This is a genomic window from Vibrio sp. V31_P5A7T61 (assembly GCF_009904895.1).
In the GTDB taxonomy this organism is placed as follows: domain Bacteria; phylum Pseudomonadota; class Gammaproteobacteria; order Enterobacterales; family Vibrionaceae; genus Vibrio; species Vibrio metschnikovii.
Window position 1 is genome coordinate 21,253 of record NZ_WXWI01000047.1, and the last position, 6,464, is coordinate 27,716.

The 6,464-nt window shown below is 45.2% G+C and carries 7 protein-coding genes and 1 pseudogene; 6 read left to right on the top strand and 2 right to left on the bottom strand.

What is annotated here, in order from left to right:
- Positions 1–138: 138 nt before the first annotated feature.
- Positions 139–930: a class I SAM-dependent methyltransferase gene (locus CAG58_RS10755; RefSeq protein WP_161425958.1), complete on the top strand. Its 792-nt coding sequence runs from the start codon at positions 139–141 to the stop codon at positions 928–930.
- A 90-nt stretch (positions 931–1,020) separates the two neighbouring features.
- A complete protein-coding gene (locus CAG58_RS10760) occupies positions 1,021–1,410 on the top strand; it encodes a hypothetical protein (protein WP_154169755.1) in 390 nt (129 codons plus the stop codon).
- Between the two features lie 73 nt (positions 1,411–1,483).
- On the opposite strand, the gene CAG58_RS10765 is transcribed toward CAG58_RS10760, so the two are convergent.
- A complete protein-coding gene (locus CAG58_RS10765; protein ID WP_158144548.1) occupies positions 1,484–2,371 on the bottom strand; it encodes a DMT family transporter in 888 nt (295 codons plus the stop codon).
- Between the two features lie 55 nt (positions 2,372–2,426).
- Entirely contained in the window at positions 2,427–2,852 is a 426-nt protein-coding gene (uspA, locus tag CAG58_RS10770; RefSeq protein ID WP_004393869.1) for a universal stress protein UspA, read from the bottom strand.
- A 163-nt stretch (positions 2,853–3,015) separates the two neighbouring features.
- On the opposite strand from uspA, the gene ftnA reads away from it, so the two are divergent.
- The 4 genes and pseudogenes from ftnA to CAG58_RS10790 all read left to right on the top strand — a co-directional run.
- Entirely contained in the window at positions 3,016–3,543 is a 528-nt protein-coding gene (gene ftnA / locus CAG58_RS10775) for a non-heme ferritin (RefSeq protein WP_158137532.1), read from the top strand.
- Between the two features lie 79 nt (positions 3,544–3,622).
- On the top strand, positions 3,623–3,946 hold the full coding sequence (uspB, locus tag CAG58_RS10780) for a universal stress protein UspB (RefSeq protein WP_040903572.1): 324 nt from the start codon (positions 3,623–3,625) through the stop codon (positions 3,944–3,946).
- 99 nt (positions 3,947–4,045) lie between these two features.
- Positions 4,046–5,233, top strand: coding sequence for an NAD(P)/FAD-dependent oxidoreductase (locus CAG58_RS10785; RefSeq protein WP_161425957.1), 1,188 nt, complete (start codon positions 4,046–4,048; stop codon positions 5,231–5,233).
- Between the two features lie 298 nt (positions 5,234–5,531).
- Positions 5,532–6,464, top strand: a pseudogene (locus CAG58_RS10790) (IS3 family transposase); the annotation flags it as partial.

A 6,464-nucleotide genomic window follows, 5' to 3' on the forward strand; every position in this document is an offset into this window, starting at 1 on the left:
ATATAGCATTATTTACCGTTGCTGCCAACTGTGGTTTGATTCAACGCCTTAAGCGGAACGAGCGGACTTGTGAAAATATCGCGGTTCCGTTGAAAATTCGCTACACTGAGCGCTGTTTTTTCTCTCTGGAGTGACCCTTTGCAGCTACAACTGATATGTGAAGCCCCACAGCGCTCGTCAGAGCTTGAGCAACTGGCGCAGCGCTGGCAACTGACCCATAGTAACGAAAGTGTCTTTGCCTTGGTGTTGACTGAGCAGCGTTTAGAGCTACGTAAAACGGATGAGCCAAAGTTGGGCGCGATCTACGTCGATTGGGTAACCGGTGCTGTCGCTCATCGACGCAAGTTTGGTGGCGGTAAAGGGCAGTCGATAGCCAAAGCGGTTGGGTTAAATAAAGGTATGGTCCCGACGGTATTAGATGCAACCGCTGGCTTAGGTCGAGATGCTTTCGTTCTCGCTTCATTAGGTTGTCGAGTACAAATGGTCGAGCGTCATCCTGTGGTGGCGGCTTTGCTTGACGATGGGTTAGCCCGCGCCAAACAAGACCATGAAATTGGTCCGTGGGTCAGTCAGCGGGTAACGCTGCTCCATGCATCGAGTCATGCGGCTTTGCTGCATTTAGCTCTCGACAGTCAGTTTGAGCAACCGGATGTGGTGTATCTAGATCCTATGTATCCACATCCAGAACATAAGAAAAAAACCGCACTCGTTAAAAAAGAGATGCGAGTTTTTCAATCTCTGGTTGGCGCGGATCATGATGCTGATGAGCTACTGGCTCCCGCATTGCAATTAGCCAGTCAGCGGGTAGTGGTCAAACGGCCGGATTACGCTCCTTGGTTAGCGGAACAAAAACCGAGTATGGCGATTGAAACCAAAAAAAATCGCTTTGATGTTTATGTACTTGCCGCCATGCAAGCAAATAATCGGTAGATTGGAGAAAAAATCGCCTTGCCTTCGTCAATGGTTCGCGTTATATCTAACTGCGAATTATTAGCATTATTAGTCGGAGTTGTATTTCTTATGGTAAAGCGCTTATGTAAATTAAATCGTCATGATATTCGTGCTTCACTAGGAGACATTCATCGTTTAGTGGCGCAAACCAATTACGTTTGTGGTTCGTGCGCTCGTAGCTCTGCTGAAAAAGGGGCTTTGTGCAAGCCACAGCCATTACTAAAAACGGTTAAGCAGAGTCAAACCGTAGCGGCGTCGGTATCCGGTCAGGTTGAAAATACGGTTTTAACACCGAATAAAAAAACGCTGAAAAAGCAGAAGAAGTATCAGAAAAAATTAGCCAAAGTATTAAAAAAGCAGCGTAAATTACTCAAAAAACAACATGCCATAAACGCAAAATTTGCTCAGTTGCCGGTTCATCCTGCTAATCCGGTACTTCAGTTGGCTCAAGTTCATTAAATCTTCTATCGGGCAGGTTTCCCGCCGTATTGATTAGCGCAGACTGACTGGTTCGTTCTGCGCTTTTTGCGGTTTATTTGCTGAGAGTGGCCGCATATTGTGTCGCGACTCGACGTTTCACCCAAGTTTCGTTTACCCATAATGACAGCAAAATAATCGCGCCGCCCACCGATAAGCGCAACAGATCCGCCTCTCGGTTCCAAATCACGATATTCACCACTAATCCTGCTGGCACTAACGCGTTATTCATGATCGCTAATGCCCCCGCATTCACCAGACAAGCGCCCTTGTTCCAAGCAAAATAGCCAAGTCCTGAAGCGATAAGACCAAGATAAATTAGGACACTCCATTGCAATGTGTTGGTGGGGAGTTTCTCCGTATTTCCTAAGAGTAAGAAAGCCACGCTCGCTACCACTAACGCGCCGAGATAAAAATAACCAAATACGGTATGTTGTGATAACTGAACGGGCTCTTTTTCCATGACATATTTATAGCCAACTTGGCCCAGTGCAAAACAGAGGTTGGCCCCTTGCACGACTAAAAAGCCACTTAAAAAATGTTCATTGATCCCTGAGAATTGAATAAATGCTGTACCGAGCACGGCAATGGCGGCGGTTAATAAATACCAAGGAGAGAAGCGTCCTTTCAACCCGTCATAAATGAGCGTGACATAAATCGGCGTAAAGATGGTAAACAGCAGTACTTCAGGGACAGAAAGTAACAAAAAGGACTGGTAATAAAAGCAGTACATTAAACCTAACTGAATGCCACCAATCGCCATTAACTTAGCGATCAGAGGCCATGGTACCTGTTTGATTTTTAAGAAAGGTAAAAAAACAAGACTAGCAAGGGCCACTCGCATCCAAACGGAAAACCAAGCATCAACTTGACCGGCAAGATAAACGCCAATCAAGCTGAATGAGAAGGCCCAAAGTAGGGTCACCGCAGATAAGTAAAGCATAAGATGTAATCATGGATAAAACGTGTCTGCAGTGTAGCTGAGTTTTTAAGGCTCGTCAGTCGTTGAGTGGTACTACCAACATGTCCACAGGTGAGCAGTTGATCAGCTGACGAGTGGAGGAAAGGATCTTACTCCAGAAGTCTTGATGATGGCCACACACCACGAGATCAATATTGAACTCGCCAATGGTATCACACAGCTCATTACTCAAATCGCCACTGCCGACTAAGGTGTGCTTAATCGGGTAATTGGCGTAAGTGGCCAATTCTTGTAACTGTTTTTGTGCTGTTTCCATCGAGTGGTGCTGGGTTTCCGCTAAGTTAATATCAATCAATCCCGTATACAGTTCAGCATAATTGACATCGATATGAATAAAAGAGATCTCCGCATTCAGCGGCTTGGCCAGTGCGACGGCTTTATCGATCAAGAGTTTGCTGTCTTCCGACAGATCGACCGCAACCAAAATATGTTGATAACTCATTATGCTCTCTCCTTGCTGATGACATGATTAGGTTAGCACTTTGAGCAAGACATTTTTGCTAAAGTGATCTCATATCTATCGTCACTCGTAATGGTAAAAGCGCAATAAAGCGGGATCATGGTATAGTGATCAGAGTCATAGACCAAACCATTAGGAGTCATCGATGCTTTCACCTGCCATGATTGATCATTTGAATGAGCAAATTAATCTCGAATTTTTTTCATCCAATCTATACTTACAAATGAGTGCTTGGTGTGAAGACAAAGGATTTGAAGGTGCTGCTGAATTTTTACGGGTTCATGCCGTAGAAGAAATGCAGCACATGCAGCGTCTGTTCACTTACGTGAGTGAAACTGGCGCAATGCCAATCCTTGGTGCGATTGCTGCACCGAAACATGATTTTGCCAGCTTAGGGGAAGTGTTTCGTGAAACTTATGAACACGAACAGATGATTACCCAAAAGATCAACAAACTGGCTCATGTTGCGTTTACCGCACAAGATTACTCAACGTTTAACTTCCTTCAGTGGTATGTGGCGGAGCAACATGAAGAAGAGAAGTTGTTTAAAGGGATTTTAGACAAGCTAGAACTGGTCGGCGAAGATGGAAAAGCGTTGTTCTTTATCGATAAAGATCTAGCAGCATTAGCCAAAACAAGCTCATCGTCGGTAATGGGTGCCCCTGCTGAGTAACTTCAGCAAAAAGAAAAACTGAAGCGCAAGTGGTCGTCTTTTTTTCTGGGCATGCTTACATGAGATGTAGGGAGGAAAGATGATCAGTGGAGATACTATTTTACTTGGGCTCATGATAGTGACGGGCATTAATATCGCTAGATACTTAACCGCGTTACGTTCGCTCATTTATATCATGCGTGAAGCTCATCCATTGTTGTACCAACAAGTAGATGGACGAGGATTCTTTAGCACTCAAGGTAACGTGACCAAGCAAGTTCGTTTGTATCATTACCTGAAGAGCAAAGAGTATCACCACCATCATGATCCCGTCTTTACCGGAAAATGTTCCCGAGTAAGAGAGCTCTTTGTATTGTGCTGTGCTTTAGTTATGGTGACCTCATTGGCAGCTTTTGTTCTCTAAGGGGATGGATTGGCAAGCCAGACGTTTATCGTTAGAATAGTCACCCTAGTAAGGATGTGCTGGTCGCACATCCTTTTTTTATTCCCGTGAGAGTAGTGGATGAGTGAACAAGTAGACGTGATTGTCATTGGTGCTGGTGCCGCAGGGTTAATGTGTGCGGCGCAAGCGGCGCAGCGTGGTCGTCAAGTATTAGTGATGGATCACGCCAAAAAACCGGGCCGGAAAATTTTAATTTCCGGTGGCGGGCGATGTAATTTTACCAATTACGATGTCTCGGCAGCGAACTACTTGTGCCGTAATCCACATTTCGTAAAATCAGCGTTATCCCAGTACAGCAACTGGGATTTTATCTCACTGGTCAGTAAACACGGGATTGAATTTGAAGAGCGTGAACATGGCCAGCTGTTTTGTGTCGATTCAGCGAAAGAGATTGTTAACCTATTACTGGCCGAGTGCGATCAGCCAACGCTGAAGCAGCGCTATCAAGTTGATATCCAAACCATTAGTCAAACCGCGGACGGCTTTGTACTGCAAACCTCACAAGGCACTTGGCAGTGTCAATCGCTGGTGATTGCCACTGGAGGATTGTCAATGCCTAAATTAGGGGCCACCCCGTTTGGCTATAAAGTGGCGGAGCAATTTGCGATTCCTGTATTGCCAACCTGTGCGGGTTTGGTGCCATTTACTCTGCATGTTGCCGATAAAGAGGCCTTGGCTGAGCTGTCAGGAATTGCGCTGCCGGTTGAGATCCACGCCCCCTGTGGCACCAGTTTTAAAGAAGCCTTGCTGTTTACTCATCGCGGCCTATCAGGGCCTGCGGTGCTGCAAATTTCCTCTTATTGGCAGCCAGGCCAAACTCTGAGCATTAACTTATTGCCCAATGTGGATGTCGATGATGTTTTGGCCGAGGCTCGTGAACAGCACCCTAATCAAACGTTAAAAACGACCTTGTCGCGCTTATTGCCTAAGCGTTTGGTTGAAGTGCTCATTGAGCGTGGTTTATTGGTCGATAAACCGATGAAACAGCTAACCCCTACTGTGCTGAAACAAACGGCGCAAGCCTTGCAAGAGTGGCAAATTGTCCCTAACGGAACGGAAGGGTATCGCACTGCGGAAGTGACCTTAGGTGGTGTGGATACCGACTGGCTGTCTTCTAAAACCATGGAATGCAAAACCGTACCCGGTTTATTTTTTGTCGGTGAAGTGATGGACGTGACGGGCTGGCTCGGTGGGTATAATTTCCAATGGGCTTGGTCAAGCGGCTATGTTGCGGGTCAATGGGTGTAGTACTGTGAAGAGACAATAAAGTTTGCCCGTAAGCACTAAAGTTTGCCCGTAGTGGCTCTGCTTACTATGATTAGCTTAAGTGAGCTTTATTGGATTTAACATGGGACATGGTCGAAAAATTGAATCGTTGGATGATTATCAACGGCACTTAAAGAACAAATACGGTATAGGCCAAGATGCTAACTATAAACCTTGGCTTAGGATTCAGGATGTAAAATCTAAGGGTTGTAGTGGTATGGTGAATTTGGTCACTTAGTTAGAGGTGATATCATCATCTCATAAGTTAATAGGTGACATTATGACAAAACGTACAAGACGGCTATTTAGTGCCGAATTCAAACTGGAAGCGGCACAGTTAGTGCTCGATCAAAACTACTCGGTGACTGAAGCGGCTCAAGCCATGAATGTAGGTAAATCTACGATGGATAAGTGGGTTCGCCAATTAAAACAAGAGCGCCAAGGGAAAGCACCTAAAGCGTCACCTATCACACCTGAGCAAATTGAAATTCGTGAATTAAAAAAGAAGCTAGCTCGTCTTGAAGAGCATAATGAAATATTAAAAAAAGCCACGGCTCTCTTGATGTCGGACTCACTGAACAATTCTTGATGATCAAGAAACTCAAGCAGAGCCACAGCATAAAAACATTATGCGAAGTCTTCAATGTTCATCGAAGCAGTTATAACTATTGGCTGAAACGGCCAACAGAAATAAAGGCGGAAACCGTAAAACTTCGCAGTTTGATTAGCGAAGCTTATGCGGCAAGCAATGGTTCTGCGGGAGCAAGAACCATTGCCGATATTGTAACAAACCAAGGCGTGAGTCTGAGTCGTTACCGAGCAGCAAAGCTGATGAAAACGTTGGGATTAGTAAGTTGCCAAGTACCAAAACATCGTTACCGTAAAGCCTCACAAGAGCATATTGAAATCCCGAATCACTTAGATCGTCAGTTTGCTGTCACGGCACCAAATGAAGTCTGGGTGGGTGACGTGACCTATATTTGGACGGGAAATCGTTGGATGTATTTAGCGGTAGTCATCGACCTTTTTGCTCGAAAAGTGATTGGTTGGGCAATGTCAGTATCACCTGATACACGATTAACAGGCAAAGCGCTTTCGATGGCTTATGAGTCTCGTGGAAAGCCTAAAGGCGTCATGTTCCACAGTGATCAAGGCAGTCACTATACGAGTCGTCAATATCGTCAGTTACTGTGGCGTTTTCAAATAAAACAAA